14 protein-coding genes are annotated in these 16,157 nt (G+C 69.1%); 4 read left to right on the top strand and 10 right to left on the bottom strand.

Annotation, left to right across the window (positions count from 1 at the left end; translation table 11 throughout):
• Nucleotides 1–37: 37 nt before the first annotated feature.
• The 3 genes from purB to H1R19_RS03520 all read right to left on the bottom strand — a co-directional run bounded on the left by purB (nucleotide 38) and on the right by H1R19_RS03520 (nucleotide 2,657).
• The gene (gene purB / locus H1R19_RS03530) at nucleotides 38–1,465 is read right to left on the bottom strand and encodes an adenylosuccinate lyase (RefSeq protein ID WP_219850580.1); all 1,428 of its coding nucleotides are present in this window, start codon (nucleotides 1,463–1,465) and stop codon (nucleotides 38–40) included.
• A gap of 74 nt (nucleotides 1,466–1,539) precedes the next feature.
• On the bottom strand, nucleotides 1,540–1,929 hold the full coding sequence (locus H1R19_RS03525) for a hypothetical protein (protein ID WP_219850579.1): 390 nt from the start codon (nucleotides 1,927–1,929) through the stop codon (nucleotides 1,540–1,542).
• Nucleotides 1,930–2,063: 134 nt separating this feature from the next.
• Nucleotides 2,064–2,657 (bottom strand): TetR/AcrR family transcriptional regulator, encoded by a 594-nt coding sequence (locus H1R19_RS03520; RefSeq protein WP_188329724.1) that lies wholly within the window; start codon nucleotides 2,655–2,657, stop codon nucleotides 2,064–2,066.
• Nucleotides 2,658–2,979: 322 nt separating this feature from the next.
• On the opposite strand from H1R19_RS03520, the gene H1R19_RS03515 reads away from it, so the two are divergent.
• On the top strand, nucleotides 2,980–3,924 hold the full coding sequence (locus tag H1R19_RS03515; RefSeq protein ID WP_188329450.1) for an alpha/beta hydrolase: 945 nt from the start codon (nucleotides 2,980–2,982) through the stop codon (nucleotides 3,922–3,924).
• A gap of 109 nt (nucleotides 3,925–4,033) precedes the next feature.
• On the opposite strand, the gene purD is transcribed toward H1R19_RS03515, so the two are convergent.
• Nucleotides 4,034–5,287 carry a phosphoribosylamine--glycine ligase gene (purD, locus tag H1R19_RS03510; RefSeq protein ID WP_188329449.1) on the bottom strand — a complete coding sequence of 418 codons (1,254 nt, stop codon included), beginning with the start codon at nucleotides 5,285–5,287 and terminating at the stop codon, nucleotides 4,034–4,036.
• A 183-nt stretch (nucleotides 5,288–5,470) separates the two neighbouring features.
• Here purD and H1R19_RS03505 point away from each other — a divergent pair, with 183 nt between their 5' ends.
• Entirely contained in the window at nucleotides 5,471–7,573 is a 2,103-nt protein-coding gene (locus tag H1R19_RS03505) for a RecQ family ATP-dependent DNA helicase (RefSeq protein ID WP_219850578.1), read from the top strand.
• Between the two features lie 12 nt (nucleotides 7,574–7,585).
• Here H1R19_RS03505 and H1R19_RS03500 read toward each other — a convergent pair whose 3' ends face one another.
• Nucleotides 7,586–8,011, bottom strand: a complete 426-nt coding sequence (locus H1R19_RS03500) for an HIT family protein (RefSeq protein ID WP_188329447.1) — start codon at nucleotides 8,009–8,011, stop codon at nucleotides 7,586–7,588.
• Between the two features lie 223 nt (nucleotides 8,012–8,234).
• Here H1R19_RS03500 and H1R19_RS03495 point away from each other — a divergent pair, with 223 nt between their 5' ends.
• Nucleotides 8,235–9,233, top strand: a complete 999-nt coding sequence (locus tag H1R19_RS03495) for a DNA adenine methylase (protein ID WP_188329446.1) — start codon at nucleotides 8,235–8,237, stop codon at nucleotides 9,231–9,233.
• A 23-nt stretch (nucleotides 9,234–9,256) separates the two neighbouring features.
• Complete coding sequence (locus tag H1R19_RS03490; protein ID WP_219850577.1) at nucleotides 9,257–10,099, top strand: hypothetical protein; 843 nt, start codon at nucleotides 9,257–9,259, stop codon at nucleotides 10,097–10,099.
• A 63-nt stretch (nucleotides 10,100–10,162) separates the two neighbouring features.
• On the opposite strand, the gene H1R19_RS03485 is transcribed toward H1R19_RS03490, so the two are convergent.
• The 5 genes from H1R19_RS03485 to H1R19_RS03465 all read right to left on the bottom strand — a co-directional run bounded on the left by H1R19_RS03485 (nucleotide 10,163) and on the right by H1R19_RS03465 (nucleotide 16,073).
• Nucleotides 10,163–11,647, bottom strand: a complete 1,485-nt coding sequence (locus H1R19_RS03485) for a sensor histidine kinase (RefSeq protein WP_244970857.1) — start codon at nucleotides 11,645–11,647, stop codon at nucleotides 10,163–10,165.
• On the bottom strand, nucleotides 11,640–12,362 hold the full coding sequence (locus H1R19_RS03480) for a response regulator transcription factor (RefSeq protein ID WP_188329444.1): 723 nt from the start codon (nucleotides 12,360–12,362) through the stop codon (nucleotides 11,640–11,642). The genes H1R19_RS03485 and H1R19_RS03480 overlap by 8 nt, the downstream gene beginning before the upstream one ends.
• Before the next feature lie 90 nt (nucleotides 12,363–12,452).
• Entirely contained in the window at nucleotides 12,453–13,139 is a 687-nt protein-coding gene (locus H1R19_RS03475) for a DUF899 domain-containing protein (RefSeq protein WP_188329443.1), read from the bottom strand.
• A gap of 82 nt (nucleotides 13,140–13,221) precedes the next feature.
• Nucleotides 13,222–14,436 carry a winged helix DNA-binding domain-containing protein gene (locus tag H1R19_RS03470; RefSeq protein ID WP_219850576.1) on the bottom strand — a complete coding sequence of 405 codons (1,215 nt, stop codon included), beginning with the start codon at nucleotides 14,434–14,436 and terminating at the stop codon, nucleotides 13,222–13,224.
• A gap of 41 nt (nucleotides 14,437–14,477) precedes the next feature.
• Nucleotides 14,478–16,073 (bottom strand): carboxylesterase/lipase family protein, encoded by a 1,596-nt coding sequence (locus tag H1R19_RS03465; protein ID WP_244970952.1) that lies wholly within the window; start codon nucleotides 16,071–16,073, stop codon nucleotides 14,478–14,480.
• Nucleotides 16,074–16,157 lie beyond the last annotated feature (84 nt).

The raw sequence follows: 16,157 nt of genomic DNA, 5'->3' as shown, positions 1-16,157 counted from the left end.
GCGAGGAGCCTGCGACGAGCCGTATCGAAACCAGCCGCTACAGGATCGGTGCCGGCGTGTAGGCCGCTGCCTCCGGATACTGGCCGATGATCTTCTCCGCGGCCGCGATCACATCGGCGACCTGCTGCTCGGCGGCGCCGACGAACACCGACTTGTCGGCGAGGAGCTCGTCGAGCTGTGCCCGGTCGAGCGGGATACGGTCGTCGGCGGCGAGGCGGTCGAGCAGGTCGGGTTCGCGGCCCTCCTCGCGCATGGCCAGGGCCACGGCGACGGCGTTCTCCTTGATCGCCTCGTGGGCGGTCTCGCGACCGACACCCGCACGGACCGCCGCCATCAGCACCTTCGTCGTGGCCAGGAACGGCAGGTAGCGGTCGAGTTCGTTGGCGATGACCGCCGGGTAGGCACCGAATTCGGCGAGGACGGTCAGGAAGGTCTCCATCAGGCCGTCGATCGCGAAGAATGCGTCCGGCAGCGCGACGCGTCGGACGACCGAGCAGAACACGTCGCCCTCGTTCCACTGTGCGCCGGCGAGTTCGGCGACCATGGAACCGTAGCCACGAAGCACCACCGCGAGACCGTTCACACGTTCACAGCTTCGGGTGTTCATCTTGTGCGGCATCGCCGAGCTGCCGACCTGGCCGGGCTGGAAACCCTCGGTCACCAGTTCGTGGCCGGCCATCAGGCGGATGGTGTGCGCCAACGACGACGGCGCGGCGGCGAGCTGGACGAGGGCGGACACGACGTCGTGGTCCAGCGATCGCGGGTAGATCTGGCCGACCGAGGTGAACGAACGGGCGAAACCGAGATGGTCGGCGACACGTGACTCGAGGTCGGCGAGCTTGACCGCATCTCCGCCGAGGAGGTCGAGCATGTCCTGCGAGGTACCCATCGGCCCCTTGATGCCACGGAGCGGGTAGCGGTCGATGAGCTCGCGCAGCCGGGTCAGCGCGATCATCAGCTCGTCGGCGGCCGAGGCGAAACGCTTGCCTAAGGTGGTGGCCTGCGCGGCGACGTTGTGGCTGCGGCCGGCCATGACGATCGACGAATAGTCGGCGGCACGGGAGACGATCCGCGCCAGCACCGCGACGCCGTGGGCGTGCACATGCTCCAGCGAACGCAGGACCTGCAACTGCTCCACGTTCTCGGTCAGGTCGCGGCTGGTCATGCCCTTGTGGATCTGCTCGTGCCCGGCGAGCGCGTTGAACTCCTCGATGCGGGCCTTCACGTCGTGGCGGGTGACGCGCTCACGCTCGGCGATGGAGGCGAGGTCGACCTGGTCGACGACCCGCTCGTAGTCGGCGATCGCATCCTCAGGGACGTCGATTCCGAGATCGCGCTGGGCTTTGAGGACTGCGATCCACAGCCGCCGTTCGAGTTCGATCTTGGTGCTCGCCGACCACAACTCGGCGAGGTCGGCGGAGGCATAGCGGCTGGCCAGGACGTTGGCAATGGCGGGCTTCGACACCCGCTCAGTGTAGGTCGACGCCGATCGGATACCGAAACCTCGTCCGATGCCCGGCGGCGGAGACCCGGCGCGGGTCAGAACGCCAGGCAGGCCCCGTTGGAACCGTATCCCTGCCGGACGCGCACCAGGGTGGGCGCGGAGACCTTCCCGTTCTGCACCGCATACAGGTATTTGTCGCCGATCCGGCGCGGCACCCACGTCGTCGACGCCAAGGCGCCCGACGGCAGGTCACGGCCGACGAAGCGCGGCGGAAGACCTGCCTTCACCTCGTAGAACTCCACCCAGCCGGAGGAGTTCACCGCAACCGTGAGCGGATAGGTGCAGCCGGTGCCGTACACGGCCGAGGACAGCGGCACCGACGCGTCGACCCGACCGGCGGGCGCCGCATGAGCCGACGGCGAGGCGAGGGTCGCAGCGCCCATCAGCACGGCCATGACCATCGCCGCGAGTCCGGAAATCACCATCGACCGACCAGACCTGCGTGGACGTTCCCCGCCGTGCGATTGCCCCACCGACATCCGATCCCCTTCCCCCGAACCCTTGACCTGACGTCCCATCGTGTCATCGACCCGTCATCGGCGCGGGAGGTTCGGCGCAGTCACTCCTTGGGGGCCAGCACGTCGACGACCTCGAGGAGGGCCTCGCGCACGGCGTCCACCGGGTGCACCGCGTTCTTCCCGAGGGCACCGACGATGGCACCGTCTTCGATACAGATCAGCTGAGCGATGTGGACCGGGTCGGCGATCCGGTGGGACCTGTCCAGGACGTCGAGGTGGCGCAGTGCGAGTGACTGCCAGCGCGCTCCCACCACCTCGCGCAGCTGCGGGTAGCGCGCCGAGAGCGCGATCATCTCGTAGCGCGCCGACAGTTGCTGGATCGTCGTGTCGGGTCCGACGAAGACTTCGGCGAGCGCGCTCGCGGTCGCGCTCCGGCCGCGTCGCCGACGCGGGAGCGCGTTGCAGCGCGCGCCGACCTCGGCTTCGTCGTGCCCGCACAGGCTGGCGGCGGCCTCGGCCATCAGGTCGTCGAGCGAGCCGAAATAGTAGGTCGTCGAGGCCAGCGGGAGCTGCGCGCGCTCGGCCACCGCGCGATGACGTACGGCGTCGAAGCCGCCTTCGAGCAGCAGCTCGCCGGCAGCCTCTATCAACAGAGACCGCCGTCGCGCACCCTTCGGTGTCGCCGCCGACGTCATCATTCTGTTCATGCTGCCAAAGTGATCCGTACCACCGGGTTGCTTTTGACCAAAGCAATACACGCCCAGTCGGATTCCCGTATAAGCACGCGTGACCTGGGGCGGGCGTCTCGCGGGGGACGACGTCGGTCGGATCGGACACGAGCTCGGCGCGGCCGCGCCCCCGGTCGACGTGCACCGTCATCACGGCCGGGTCAGCAGGACTGTCGTCTGGACGAACCTCCCGGTGGGATCAAGAGTGAGACAGATCTCTCAGGACGCGGCGCGTCTGCAGATCTGACGTTGCGGCGGGGAGGGGGTCGGCCACTACCCTGTTGAGTCGATGAGCAGTATGCGTTTTCCCTCCGATGCAACCGACCGCGATCTACCGCGGGTCGGCCGTCGCGCTGTGCTCGCGGCAGGCCTGGGTGCAGCCGCGCTGACCGTCGCGGCCTGCTCGGACTCGGTGCCGCCGACGTCGGTGGCACCACGGAACCTCGAAGGTCGCGCCGCCGACGACGAGCTCCCCGTCGAGGCGTCGCCGCCGCCGGTCACCGGCGGTCCGCCACTGGTCACCGGCAGCTTCAAGTCCGCCCGGATGGGTGGGCGGGACACGCGCTGGGCCGTCGCCCGCCCCACCGGGGTGACCGGCAAGTTGCCGGTCGTCGTCGTGCTGCACGCCCTGAACACCAACGAGAAGACGATCTTCGCGCCGAAGCTCGAGATGCAGACGGTGATGCAGGAGTACGTGGACGCCGGGAATGCGCCGTTCGCGCTCGCGGCAGCCGACGTCGGCCGCAACTACTATCACCGCCGCGCCGACGGCACCGACGGCGGCGCGATGATTCTGGACGAGTTCCTGCCGATGCTGGCCGGCAACGCCGATCTGAATCTGTCCACCGACCGCATCGGCCTGTTCGGCTGGTCGATGGGCGGATACGGTGCGCTTCGCCTGGCATCGATGCTCGGCGCCCCGCGCGTGGCCGCGGTCGCGGTGAGCTCACCCGCGATGTGGGCCGATCCGCGGAACTTCCCGCCGCGCGCCTTCGACGACCTCGCCGACTATCAGGCCAACTCGCTGTTCGGGGCGCAGCCCTCGTTCGCGAAGATCCCGCTGCTGATCAACATCGGTTCGAGCGACCAGTTCTACACCTACACCCGCCAGTGGGCCGCGGGCCTTCGCCCGCCCGCCGCCTTCGGGACCGCCGCGGGCGGTCACACCAACCGCTACTGGCGCAGCGTGCTGCCCGAGCAGATCGAGTTCCTGGGCCGCAACCTCGCGGTCTGATACGCCGTCCGAGAGTTCCACTCGCGGATCTTCCCGCTCACCCATTCCGTTCCCGCTCACCGAACTCTGGTGAGCGGGAACGGAATACGTGAGCGCTTCCGGGCCGGCCTCAGATGGTGATCCGGCCCTCGAGGGCGTTGCGGCCGATGTCGGTGCGGAAGTGCGAGCCGGGGAGCTTGATCTTCTCGATGCGCGCGTACGCCTGCGCCCGCGCCTCGGCGAGGTCGGCTCCGGTACCGACGACGGAGAGCACCCGGCCACCCGCGGAAACCACGGCTCCGTCGGCGTTGCGGGCGGTTCCGGCATGCAGCACGCCGTCGGCGTCGGCGCCGGTGATGACGTCGCCGGTGCGCGGCTTGGCCGGGTAGTACTCGGCGGCGACGACGACAACAACTGCCGCACCGTCGCGCCATTCGAGAGGCGGCAGGTCGGCGAGAGTGCCGGTGGCGGTGGCGTAGAGCGCCTGCCCGAGAGGAGATTTGAGCAACGCGAGCACCGCCTGCGTCTCGGGATCACCGAAGCGGCAGTTGAATTCGACGACGGCCGGGCCGTCCGCGCCGATCGCCAGACCTGCGTACAGCAGCCCGGAGAACGGGGTTCCTCGTCGAACCATCTCGGCGGCAACAGGTTTGCAGACCTCGTCGACGATCCTCGCGGTCATCTCGGCGGGCAACCACGGCAGCGGGGTGTAGGCACCCATGCCACCGGTGTTGGGGCCGGCGTCGTTGTCACCCACCCGCTTGTGGTCCTGCGCGGGCAGCAGCGGCACGACCGTCTCACCGTCGACGAGACAGAACAGCGACACCTCGGGGCCCTCGAGGAAGCTCTCCAGCAGCACCGGATGCCCGCTCTCCAGGCATTCGGCGGCGTGGACGCGTGCGGCGTCGCGATCGGTGGTGACGACGACGCCCTTGCCTGCGGCGAGGCCGTCGTCCTTGACCACCCAGGTGGGGCCGAAGCGGTCGAGTGCGGCATCGAGGCGGGCGGGGCTGTCGACCATCTCGGCATGCGCGGTCTTCACACCCGCGGCTGCCATCACATCCTTGGCGAACGCCTTCGACCCCTCGATCTGCGCGGCCGCCGCACTCGGACCGAAGGTCGCGACACCCGCCTCGCGCAGCGCGTCGGCGACACCGAGGACCAGCGGAACCTCGGGGCCGATGACGACGAGATCGGCCTCGAGCCTGCGCGCCAGCGCCACCACGGCCTCGCCGGACACGACGTCGACGGCGTGGTTGGTGGCAATCGTCGAGGTCCCCGCGTTGCCGGGGGCGACATGTAGGTCGGTGACCGTCGGATCGTTCTTGAGGCCGATGAGAAGGGCATGTTCGCGGCCGCCCGAGCCGATCACCAGTACGCGCACGCCCATGACTCTAAACCGTCGGCGCACGCCTTTCCGCAGACGGTCCGGGCCGGACCGGACGCGATCAGCAGCGGGTATGCCCCACCGGCACCCCGGTGAGCAGTGCCCCGGTTCGTCGGCTGGGTCAGGTCGTCCAGGGTCACCCCGGCGGCCGTGTCGGCGGCGGCCACTAGATTGGGGCGCATGGCCTCGACCCTCGCCCCGGACCAGCTGACCGCCGCCAACCGCGTCATCACCAGCCTGGCCGGTGAGGGTGCCGAGCTGCGTGAGGATCAGCTCCGGGCGGTGACCGCCCTGGCCGGCGACGCCGGGGCACGCGTGCTCGTGGTGCAGGCGACGGGGTGGGGCAAGTCGGCGGTCTACTGGTCGGCGACGGCCATCATCCGTGCCGCCGGCGGCGGCCCGACGCTGATCGTGTCGCCGTTGCTGTCGCTGATGAGAGACCAGGTCGCGGCCGCGGCGCGCGGCGGACTCGCCGCGGCCACCCTCAACTCGTCGAACGTCGACGAGTGGTCGACCATCGAGGCGCAGTTGCGGTCCGGCGAGCTCGACGTCCTGCTCGTGTCGCCGGAGCGGCTGGCCAACCCCGGTTTCGGTCGCCGAGTGCTCGACGCCCTCGCGGGCAACCTCGGCCTGCTGGTCATCGACGAGGCACACGCCGTCTCCGACTGGGGTCATGATTTCCGGCCCGACTACCGCCGCGTCGCCGATGTGCTGCGCACGGTCAACCCCACCACGCCGGTCCTGGCCACCACCGCGACCGCCAACGCCCGGGTCACCGACGACGTCGCCGCACAGCTCGATGCCGGCTCGAACGGCGGACCCACCCTCGTCCTCCGCGGGCCACTCGCTCGAAAGTCATTGCACCTCAACGTTCTCGACGGCCTGTCGCCGGTGCAGCGGTACGGCTGGGTGGCCCAGTCACTGCCCCGGCTCCCGGGATCGGGCATCGTCTACGTGCTGACCGTCGCCGACGCCGACCGTCTCGTCGAGGCCATCCGCGCGGTGCACGGCGACACGATCCCGGTCGCGTCCTACACCGGAGCGCTCGACGCCGACCGCCGACACGAGCTCGAGGATGCGTTGCTGCGCAACGAGGTCAAGGCGCTGGTCGCGACGTCGGCGCTGGGCATGGGCTACGACAAACCCGACCTCGGCTTCGTCGTGCATGTGGGGTCGCCGCCGTCACCGGTCTCCTACTACCAGCAGGTCGGTCGTGCCGGCCGCGCGCTCGACGACGCCGTCGTGATGCTGCTGGCCTCGCGGACCGACGACCGCATCTGGGACCACTTCGCCACCGCCACCATCCCCGACCCGGACAAGATGCGAGATCTGCTGGCCGCCCTCGACGCGGCAGGCGAACCCCAATCGGTCATCCAACTCGAAGCCGCAACACGGTTCCGCCGCAGCCGGATCGAGCTGATGCTCAAGCAGCTCGCCGTCGACGGTGTCACCGATCGCACCCCCGACGGCTGGGTCGCCACCGGCACCCCCTGGACCTACGACGCGGAACACTACGACGGCGTCCTGGCCGTCCGTCGCCGCGAGGCCGACATCATGCGTGCCTACATCGCGGGACGCACATGCCTGATGCGGCTGCTCACCGAGTCGCTCGACGACCCCGAAGCCCAGGACTGCGGACGCTGCTCGGTCTGCCGAGGCACGCTGAGCGAAGGGCTCACCGACACCGTCGACGACGAGATCGTGCGCACCGTGACGTCGACACTTCGACGCACGGCGCAGACCCTGGAGCCCCGCAAGATGTGGCCGGGCGGTGACTTCGGCCGTCGCGGCAGGATCCCGGCTGACCTACTCGCCGCACCCGGTCGGGTCCTCGCCCACGCCGACGCCCCCGAATGGGTGGAGGTGCTGGCCTCGGCCCGCAACGGTGACGAGCGCGCGCTGGCCGAGCTCGGCGACGCCGCGGTGGCCACGCTGTCGGCCTGGGTGCGCGAGACGGGTGTACGCGCCGACCTCATCGTGTCGCTGCGCCTGACCGGCACCACCCTGGCCGAAACGCTCGCCGAGCATCTGCGCGCCGTCGGAAAACGCGAGGGCGGGGTCTTCCCGGTCCATCTGGGCGATCCGCCGACCGACGCGCCGGGTGCGGTCGAGGCGGCCTACTGGCGTGACCACCTCGGTGACCCGCCCGAGGTCGCCGGCCGAAACGTCATGCTGGTCGTCGACGCCAACGGTTCCGGCTGGCCGATCACGCTCGCCGCCGCGGCACTACGCGAAGCGGGCGCGAACGCCGTTCTGCCGCTGCTCATCCACCGGACGGTGTGAGGTGACGAGAGGTCAGTCCGCGACGTACTCGCCGTAGCCCAGCGACCGCAGGCTGCCGCGGATCTTCTCGGCCGCGGCGTCGAGCTCCTCGGGACCGGCGTTCTTGTTCGCGTTGGCGAGGTCGAAGGTCTCCATCGACAGTGCCGGGAAGACGTGCAGGTGCACATGAGGCACCTCGAGTCCGGCGATGAGCAGGCCCATGCGCGGCGCGTCGAAGGCGTCCTTGACCGCGCGGCCGATGTTCTGTGCCACCGACGTCAGGTGCCCGAACGCCGCGCTGTCCATCTGCTCCCAGTGGTCGACCTCAGCGCGCGGCACCACCAGCACGTGGCCGGGGGTGACCGGCTCGATGGTCAGGAAGGCGACGGCCGACCCGTCCTTCCAGACGAACCGACCGGGGATGTCGCCGTTGATGATCATGCTGAAGACCGATGCCATGCGCCCGAGTCTAGATGTTGACCCCTTCCACAGAGTGATGCCGCACACCCGCGCGGTGTCGGCGCAGGAGCCGGCCGTGTTGTCCCGAGAGCTGTCGGGGGTCCATGAGACTCTTTTCGGTGTGAGTGGGCCAGAATCATCCCGACCGGGACGCAGCGTTCGACCCGCTGTCGGATCCAGCGACGTCCTCGCCCGCGCACAGCGCTTTCCGCGGCTGCGGTACATGGGGTCCAAGTACCGCCTCCTCCCCCACCTCGAACGCACCTTCGCCGACATCGGCGGGTCCACCGCGGTCGATGCGTTCTCCGGCTCGGGGGTCGTGTCGTACCTGCTGAAGGCCCAGGGCTTCGAGGTCCTCAGCAACGACTTCCTGAACTTCCCGCACATCATCACCCGTGCGTCGGTGGCCAATTCCAGTGTCCGGCTCGAACCCGACCTCATCGAAGAGATCTGCGGCCCGCCCGCCGACGACCGCGACTACATCGCGCGCACCTTCGACGGCCTGTACTTCACCGCCGAGGACCGCGAATTCCTCGATTCGGCGTGGTCGCACATCGACGCGCTGCGCGGCTACCGCCGCGACCTCGCGATCTCGGCGCTGGTGCTGTCCGCGGCGCGCAAACAGCCGCGCGGGGTGTTCACGTTCACCGACTCCACCCGCTACGCCGACGGCCGCCGGGATCTGACCATGTCGTTGCGCGACCACTTCCGGCTACGGGCCGCCGCGGACTACAACTCGACGGTCTTCAGCAATACCCGCAACAGCCGCAGCACGCAGGGCGACATCTTCGATCTCGAGATCCCGTGGGCGGCGCCTCCCGACCTCGTCTACCTCGATCCTCCGTACGCACCACCCACGGACGACAACGACTACATCAAGCGCTACCACTTCCTCGAGGGGCTGTCCGCCTACTGGCGCGGGATGACCATCATGGAGAACACCAAGACCAAGAAACTGCCCAAACGGTTCACCCCGTTCGCCTACAAGCGGACCATCGAGGACGCATTGCTGCGGACGTTCGAGCACTTCGAGGATGCGGGGGCCATCGTGCTGTCGTACTCGTCGAATGCGTTGCCCGGCAAGGACCGCATCGTCGATCTGCTCGGCAAGGTGAAGCCGTCGGTCGAGGTGATCGCGATCGACCACAAGTACAGCTTCGGCACGCACGCCGCCGCCACCCGCCGCGACGTCAGCGAGTTCCTGTTCATCGGCCGGGACTGACACGGGCGGGACACGACAGACACATGAGCACCGCAGTTGACTTCGACGATTACCTGAAGTCGTTGGGACGGTTGTCCTCTCACGTCGACCCGACAGCGTCGACGCCGGAGGCAGAACGCATCGTCGAGGCCACCGCCCGCCTCGGCGGACTCCTCGACACCGACATCACCGGCCTGGCCGCCTGGGTCCGCGACAACCCCGCCGACGTCCCGGTCCTCGGCCTCGCGGTCGGACTGTCCCAGGAGAAGCTGAAGAACGCACTTCGCGACAGATTCGACACCAGCGGCTGGCAGAGCCTGGCGCGCACTCAGCCCGTCGAGCTGGTGACCTGGCTCGACACCGAATTCGACCTCGTCCGGATGCTGCGCACCCAGCTGAGCCGAACCTTCACCTTCGCCGACATCCTGGTGGCGCGCGCCGGGACCCGGGCCACCGCGACGCGGGCGGGGGCGTCGGGCCGCCGCATCGAGGACGAGATCGAGGACATCGCGCGCGACATCGGACTCGACTACGTCACGCGCTCACGCTTCGTCGGCCGCAACGGCCGCACCGCACCCGCCGACCTGATCGTCGGCGATCCGGGAACCGCCGACATCGTCGTCGCGGCAAAAGGTTTCGATTCGACCGGGTCCAAGCTCACCGACGCGGTGCGTGAGATCGAGGAAATGGCCGAGGTCCGACTCCCCACCCAGCTCGTACTCGCGGTCATCGACGGGATCGGCTGGAAATCACGCCAGGCCGACCTTCGCCGCATCCACCAACTCTGGGTCACGCGCCAGATCGACGGCATGTACACACTCGTCGGTCTGGACCGTTTCCGCGCGGATGTCACCGAGTTCGCGAAGTTGCGGCGGCTCATCGACTGACACCTGGTGGCGGGTGCGCCAGGTCACCGGTGGTGTCGACGGCTCGATGAGCGGAGATAGCGCTCAACCCGCGCCGGGGTCCGCCAGCGGCAGACGGACCCAGAAGGTGGCGCCCGCACCGGGACTCGTGTCGACGCCGACGCGCCCGCCGTGGGCAGCCACCAGTGCCGCCACGATCGACAAGCCGAGTCCGTTGCCGCCACCGGCGCCCCGATGACGTGACTTCTCACCGCGGTAGAACCGTTCGAAGACGTGCTCGGCATCCTCGGGAGTCAGCCCGGGACCGGTGTCGGCGACGGTCAGCACCACCTCGCCCCGGTCGCCGGGGCCGTCCTCGACGGCCACGCCGACGGTGATCGACGCGTCGTCGGGCGTATGGTTCACCGCATTCCCGATGAGGTTGCGCAGGACCTGCACCAGACGTGGCGCGTCACCGGAGACGACCGGCGGACGCTCACCGGCGACCACCTCGAGCCGGATGTCGCGGCCGGGTGCGGTCACGCGTGCATCGCTGACGGCGTCGGCGGCAAGACCGAGCATGTCGACCGGTGCGGTGCCGAGGGGACGCTGGGCGTCGAGACGCGCGAGCATCAACAGGTCCTCGACCAGCAGATTCATCCGGTTGGCCTCCTCGTTGATGCGGCGCATGGCATCGGCGACGTCGGAAACCCCTCCCTGCGAATACAATTCGGCGAAACCCTTGATCGAGGTCAACGGAGTGCGCAGTTCGTGGCCGGCGTCGGCGACCAAGCGTCGCATCCTCTCCTCGGAGGCCCGCGCCTGTTGTTCGGAGGCAGCGGTGGAGGCGAATGCCTGCTGGATCTGGCCGAGCATCCGGTTCAGCGAGTTCGACAGACTCCCCACCTCGGTGTTCGGCGGGGCAGGCGGAACGCGTCTCGTGAGATTGCCGTCGGCGATGGCGTGCGCCGTCTCCTCGACCCTGCGCAGCGGGCGCAGGCTGTTGCGCACCAGCAGATAACTGAGCACACCGATGAGCAGCACCACGATCGCGCCGATCGCGAGCTGCAGCCGGATCAGCCGGCTGACCGTGTCGTCGATGTCGGACATCGGCGTGGCCACCACCGTTTGGCCGGAACTGTTGCTGCGCTTGATGACCCGCCATGACGGCCCGCCGGACTCGACGGATGACACCGTCACCGGGCCGACGTCGTCCCCGGTGAGTCCGTCGAGGTCGGGCGTATCGTCGAACTGGTTGTAGACGTAGTACGTGGACACCCCGCCGGGCCCGTCGAGCACCGACTCCACGTAGTAGGGCGACGGCGGGCGGCGTGGTCCGGGCGGCCCCGGACGCGACTCGTCGGCGAGCCCGCGCGGCTCGGCCCAGGTGCGTGCCGCGTCGATCAGGCCCTCGTCGGTACGGGAGATCAGGTCCTGCCGCATCGACGAGGTGACGGCCACCCCGGAGGCGAGCAAACCGAGGACCACCAGCAACACTGTCAGCAGGACCAGCGAGATCCGTAGCGGGACACCACGTGTACGAGCGTTCGGCCGGGGACGGTCCACCGCGGTGTCGTCGTGGTCAGTCACGCGGCTCACGCATCACGTAGCCGACCCCCCGCAGAGTGTGGATCAGGCGTTTTTCGCCGGTGTCGATCTTTCGCCGCAGGTAGGACACATACGATTCGACGACGTTCACGTCGCCGCCGAAGTCGTAGTTCCAGACATGGTCGAGGATGCGGGGTTTGGACAGGACCGTGCCGGCGTTGACCATGAAGTAGCGCAGGAGGGTGAACTCGGTGGGCGAAAGAGGCACCAGCTTGCCGGCCTTGAACACCTCATGGGTCTCGTCGTCGAGTTCGATGTCGGCGAAGGTGATCCGTGACGACGTCCGTTCCTTCTCACCGAAACCACTGCGCCGCAACAATGCCTGTATTCGGGCGACCACCTCTTCGAGACTGAACGGTTTGGTGACGTAGTCGTCACCGCCGATGGTGAGGCCGTTGACCTTGTCCTCCACCGAGTCGCGCGCGGTGAGGAACAGCGCGGGCGCCTCGACCCCGTCGGCACGCAACCGGCGGAGCAATCCGAAACCGTCCATGCCCGGCATCATCACGTCGAGGACCAGGACATCGGGTTTGAAGCTGCGACACCGGTCGATGGCCGCGGGGCCGTCGGCGGCGGTCTCGACCTCGTAGCCCTGGAACTTCAACGACACCGACAGCAGCTGACGGATGTTCTCCTCGTCGTCGACCACCAGGACCTTCGCCCCGCGTGTGCCGTTCTGATTCGCCGGTTCACTCACCCCACCATGTTCCCAGGGCGACCTGGTATGTGTCTGGCATCTGGCTGGGGGATTCCTGTGAAGTCTGACCTGCGGGGATTCCAGCTGCGGTCACCATGCCGGATCTCCGTAGGCAGCGGCGATCGTCTCCGAGTCGCGCCAGCCGGAGTAGGTCGGGCGTTGTGGCCAGCCCTCGGGCGAGTCCTGCCACTCCTCCTGACGCCCGTAGGGCAGTGCGTCGAGCAACCCGAAGGTGAACCCGAGCTGTTCGACGCCGCGGCCGGTCGTGTGCCAGGTCCGGTAGGCCGTATCGCCGTCGCGAAGGAAGACGTTGACCGCGAAGCCCTCGCCCGGTGCGGCGTCGACGTCCGCGGAGAACGTCGTCCCCGCCGAGGAGTACCAGTCCATGCGGTTGCCGACGCGGCGCCGGTAGGCCAGCGCCTCCTCGATGGGGCCGGGCGTGACGACGACGAAGCGGGCGTCGTAGTCGCCGAGGTAGTCCAGCCGGCTGAACTGGGTGGTGAATCCGGTGCAGCCGGGACATTGGAACTGCGCACCGTCGGTCCACATGTGGTTGTAGACGATCAGCTGCCGGTGGCCGTCGAAGATGTCGACGAAGCGGATGGGGCCGTCGGGTCCGGTGAGTACATGGCCCTCCAGCTCGACCATCGGCAACCGACGGCGCTGCGCGGCGACGGCGTCGAGCTCCCGGGTCGCCGCCTTCTCTCTGGTGCGCAGTTCGGCCAGGGCGGCCGCCCAGGTCTGCGAATCGACGACGGGTGGTTTCGGTTGGCTCATGACGGGCCCTCTCCTGGCGGTGACATGGCTGGCGCGGGCATGGCAGTTCCCTGAAGAGTCAGACCGCGCCCGGGCCCCGAAGTCATCGCCCGTGGAGAGTCCCCCGCGCATACGGAGCCGGGTACCCGGTCTTCAGCGGCTCGTCGCCGAGCCAGCCGGCGAGCTCCTCGGCCCGGGCGTCGAGCGCCCGGCGGGCGTCGCGGGGCAGGCTTTCGAGCGGGTGCACGGTGACCGACCCGTCGGCACGGCGGTACCACCCGCCGACGATCCGGCCGTCCCACCACGCGGTCTGACCTCCGTTTCCCGTGGTGTCGAACACCTGCGGGCCGTGACCGCCCAGATAGAAGTCGCGTTGTTTGTAGCCCATCGTGACCGGGTCGAGTTCGGGCAGCAGCGCCGCCTGCGCCTCGCGCGGCGCGGTGTCGTCGGCGTCGCCGGGAAGGTCGTCGGGCAGCACATAGCCGACGCCACCGCCGTCGAGGTCCACCGCGACCGCCTCGAGGCCGGCAAGGGCTGCTCGTACCGCGGTCTTGGTGGAGCCGAGCCACCACACCAGGTCGGTCTCGGTTCCCGGGCCGTAGGTGCGCAGCCAACGCCCGATCAGGGCCCGGTGCCCGTCGGCGACGGTCATCGGGGGCAACGACTCACCGAGCCATCGCGGCATCGACGTCCACGCGGGCCGGGACAGGTGCCAGGCGAGCCGGTTGGGTCCGCGGACGATCTCACCCGCGGCGTCGAGCATGTTCAGCACGCGCGGTCCGATCGGGGCGCGACCGGCCCACGCCGTGCCTTCGCCGTGGGTGAAGTATCCGTCGAGTGCCGGCAGCCGCTGCCGCAGTTCGGTGGACGTCAGGGAGTCGCCGTTGGCGAGTTCGGCGAGGACGGCGGCGCGGGCGGTCTCGATCCAGCCCTCCGGGTCGTCGAAGTCGGGGCTGCGCCGCAGATCGCGGAGCATGTTGGTGCGTTCCGACGCCGAGATCCGGGGGCCCAGCGCCCCGACCGCCTCGGCGAGGATGTCCCGGGGGAACGCGAACAGCGTCCGACGCATCGCGAGGTGTTTGACGAGGGACCGATCGTCGTAGAGAGCGGCGTCGAGATCCGTGCGCTCGAACCCCGTCCCCGAACCGACGCGTGCCCATGCGGACAGGTAGACGGTCGAGGGGGTGGTGGAGTGCAATCCGACCAGTGTCGAGGCGACCTCGACGGCCGAGGCCGCACGGAAGCCTGCGTCGAGGTGTGTGCGGCGCATGAGCCGGGACCGGCGCTCGGCGTCGGTGATGGCGGGTCGTGGGGTCACCGCGCCAATTGTGGATGACGTCATGCGTTTCGCCGGTCGCGTCACCGGAAACCCAGAACCTCCTCGCCCCACGCCTCCCACAGATCACCGTCGAGGTTCTCCACCACGCGATCCTCGGCATCGATGAGGAGCACCGGGCGGTTGCCGGTGTCATACGTGGGCCACCGGTCACCGAGCGAACCGGCGTCGGGCCCCTGGCCGTGCGCGAAGGCGGTCCACCGACGCATCATCCGCTCCGACACCACTTCTCCGTGTTTGCGTCCGCCGAGCAGGAACGTGATGTCGCGGGACCCCGACCCGAGATTGCCCCACACGTAGGGCACCTCGGTGGCGTGCGCGGCGCCGAGTCCCAGAAGACGGAACATCCGCGTGGTCCAGTCGTATCGGTAGACGTAGACCGGCGCATGCCGTGCCTGCGCCTGCGCGAGCCACAGGGTCGGCATCCGGAAGGCGACATCGCGCGCCACCCCGAGTCCGGTGACCTTGGGACGCAGACCCGAGTACGCCGAGAGCACCTGCGCGCGTTCCGGAATCTTCACCTCGGGATACTCCTTGGCCATACCGGCGAACATGCGCTCGATGTCGGAGGTGGTGATCGGCATCAGCGGGGACTTCATGTACTTGAAGAGGTTCGCCTCGTCGCGGTTGGTCCCGATGATCAACGGCACCGGCAGCGCACGGCCTTCGCGGTAGACGTCGAGGGGGTACTCGGGTAGCAGATCTCCGTCGACGACCGGCGCGAAAGCTATGGTTCCCGGTGTCTCGGTGGGGATTTCGGCGAACAGAGTCGACGTCAACGTGGCACATGTTGCGGCATCGAGGGATTCGAGACCACGCACGGCATCGGCCCGGTGGATGCCCGCGGCCGCGAGGAGTCGCTCGGCCACCCGGGCGGCGCGGTCGGCGCCGTACATCGAGGTCACCGGCGAGCTCTGCGCGATCGCGCGGCCGAAGAGCCCCTCCGCGACCGGCATCGTCAGCAGCGCGGTCACCAGCCCGGCACCCGCCGACTCCCCGAACACCGTGACCCGCTCGGGCGCGCCGCCGAATGCGGCGATGTGATCGCGCACCCAGCGCAGGGCGGCGAGCACATCGCTGAGTCCCACGTTCGACTCGAAGCGGGGATCGATCGAGGAGAGATCGGCGAAACCGAGCACACCGAGCCGGTAGTTGAGCGTCACGACGACCACATCGCCGGTCGCGGCGAGGTTCTCGCCGTCGTAGAACGGCTGGCACCCGGACCCGAGCACGTACGCGCCGCCGTGCAACCACACCATGACCGGCAGACCGACGGCGTCTCTGGCGTGTTCGGATGCCCCGGGCGGTGTCCACACGTTGAGGAACAGGCAGTCCTCGTCCATCACGGCATCGGGACCGAGCTTGATCGCGGGGTTGAGTTCCTGCGGGCACACCGGACCGAACGTCAGGGCGTCGACGATCCCGTCGCCGCCCCGGACATCGTCGGCCGCGGGCACGGGGACCGCCCGGCGCCAGCGCAGATCACCGACCGGAGCCTGCGCGTACCGGATGCCGCGCCAGACATCGGCACGTTCGCCCGCGGTGCCGCGAAAGGTGCCGACGGCCGTACGGGCGAGGGGGCCCCCGACTTCGACGGTCGGGGTACCGGGTTCGAGGATCGGGGCGTCGGGTTCGTTCTGGTCCACCCGCCCATCCTCCCACCGCCGGCGCGGTGTCGGTCGGCTCCTTCGGGCGCGTCACAT

This window comes from Gordonia jinghuaiqii (assembly GCF_014041935.1).
GTDB lineage: Bacteria > Actinomycetota > Actinomycetes > Mycobacteriales > Mycobacteriaceae > Gordonia > Gordonia jinghuaiqii.
This window is presented reverse-complemented; position numbering and strand designations above follow the sequence as displayed.

Coding starts and splice junctions, on each gene's coding strand:
- H1R19_RS03525 (WP_219850579.1), bottom strand. CDS start 1,929: ATGGTGATTTCCGGACTCGCGGCGATGGTCATGGCCGTGCTGATGGGC.
- H1R19_RS03520 (WP_188329724.1), bottom strand. CDS start 2,657: ATGACGTCGGCGGCGACACCGAAGGGTGCGCGACGGCGGTCTCTGTTG.
- H1R19_RS03515 (WP_188329450.1), top strand. CDS start 2,980: ATGAGCAGTATGCGTTTTCCCTCCGATGCAACCGACCGCGATCTACCG.
- H1R19_RS03505 (WP_219850578.1), top strand. CDS start 5,471: ATGGCCTCGACCCTCGCCCCGGACCAGCTGACCGCCGCCAACCGCGTC.
- H1R19_RS03500 (WP_188329447.1), bottom strand. CDS start 8,011: ATGGCATCGGTCTTCAGCATGATCATCAACGGCGACATCCCCGGTCGG.
- H1R19_RS03495 (WP_188329446.1), top strand. CDS start 8,235: ATGGGGTCCAAGTACCGCCTCCTCCCCCACCTCGAACGCACCTTCGCC.
- H1R19_RS03490 (WP_219850577.1), top strand. CDS start 9,257: ATGAGCACCGCAGTTGACTTCGACGATTACCTGAAGTCGTTGGGACGG.
- H1R19_RS03475 (WP_188329443.1), bottom strand. CDS start 13,139: ATGAGCCAACCGAAACCACCCGTCGTCGATTCGCAGACCTGGGCGGCC.